The sequence below is a fragment of the Micromonospora sp. NPDC047521 genome, from assembly GCF_055587305.1.
This window is the reverse complement of the sequence record NZ_JBVJGN010000039.1, coordinates 1-1,330: the sequence shown is the minus strand read 5'-3', so window position 1 is coordinate 1,330 and position 1,330 is coordinate 1. Positions and strand designations below refer to the sequence as shown.

The 1,330-nt window shown below is 66.4% G+C and carries 2 protein-coding genes; both read right to left on the bottom strand.

Annotated elements, in window-relative coordinates; genetic code table 11:
• Window positions 1-53: 53 nt before the first annotated feature.
• Window positions 54-833, bottom strand: coding sequence for a transposase family protein (locus ACZ6N8_RS31200; protein WP_466014647.1), 780 nt, complete (start codon window positions 831-833; stop codon window positions 54-56).
• Between the two features lie 76 nt (window positions 834-909).
• Window positions 910-1,272, bottom strand: coding sequence for a hypothetical protein (locus ACZ6N8_RS31195; RefSeq protein WP_466014645.1), 363 nt, complete (start codon window positions 1,270-1,272; stop codon window positions 910-912).
• Window positions 1,273-1,330: the final 58 nt, after the last annotated feature.

Below are 1,330 nucleotides of genomic sequence, written 5' to 3'. Positions count from 1 at the left end.
CTAAGGGACGTCTCGTAACTGGGTGAAGGCGTTGTCTGGGGCGGGGCCGTTGGTCAGCCGGTGAGGATGATGTTGTGGAGGTTCGCGATGCCGGAAGCAGCGTCAGCCAATGTGTGGGCGGCGCGGCGGTAGTCGCGCAGGATCTTGAAGCACTTCATCCTGGCCAGGGCGTGTTCGACGCCTGCTCGGACGGTGCGGTGTTCGGTGTTGAGTGCTTCCTTCCAGTCCGGCAGCGAGCTGCCGTCTGTAGGCTTGCGGTACGGCATGATCACCTCGGGATTGCCGCGGTACCCACCGTCGGCCATCACCGGCCGCCCGCACAGCTTCTGGTTGATGCCGGAGGTGCGGTAGACGATCGTGTCGTTGCGGTTGCCCGGCTGCGGGTCGCCGACAGCGATGACCAGGCGGGTGGAGGCGTCGATGGCGACCTGCAGGTTTGTCGAGTACCGGTAGTTCTTGCTCCGTGCGGCCAGCCGGTGATCGCGGGTCGGAATCAGAGTGCCGTCGACGATCGCGATTTGCTCGACCGGCCGCTTGCGCACCGGCGCCAAAGCCAGCAGCGGTGCCAGGGTGTCGATGACCCGGTGCGCCGCCGAGTGCGACACCCCGAACAGGGGACCGATCTGCCGCATCGTCAGGTTCGTTCGCCAGTAGGCGGCCACCAGCAACACCCGATCCGGCAGGCCCAGGGCCCACTGCCGACCCGGTCGGCCGTCAGCGATGCCGTCACCGCCACGCTCGGCGACCACCCGGACCAGCGTGCGGAACTGCGCGGGCTGCAACCCGGTGAACGGGAAGATCCATTCCGGGCGGGCTGCCGTGATCACCTGCACCCCGGCATCCTGCCCCACCGTCCTTACCAGACAGATGCCCGGGTTACGAGGTATCGCTGAGCAGAGTTTTCGTAAGTCAGTCAGCGCCCGAGCCGGCCCGCCTGGCATAGCCGCATACGTCGTGCACCCAGTAGTCCAGATACCTGGCCACGGCCTCGCGATTGGCAAGGTCCAGCGATAGCCACTCCCGCGCCGCCCGGACCATCTCAGCTGCGGCCTGCTCATGCTCGTCAGGCTTGAGCTCCATCCGGTCGGCTAGATCGCCCCAGATGAGCCACACGAAGCCGGCGGGCTCCACCTCCATCGACGCATGCGCAGAAACCCCGTGGATGTCCAGCGCTACCTCGTAAGGATCCTCCGCGGCGATGAGGCTCTCGGCCAACGCCGTAACCTCCCGCATGTATGCCACCTCGGCGTCATCCTGCGCTGGGCCCGTCATGCCCCGAGGATCGCATCCGGCTGCGAACCACGCTCGGAGTTACGAGACGTCTCTTAGT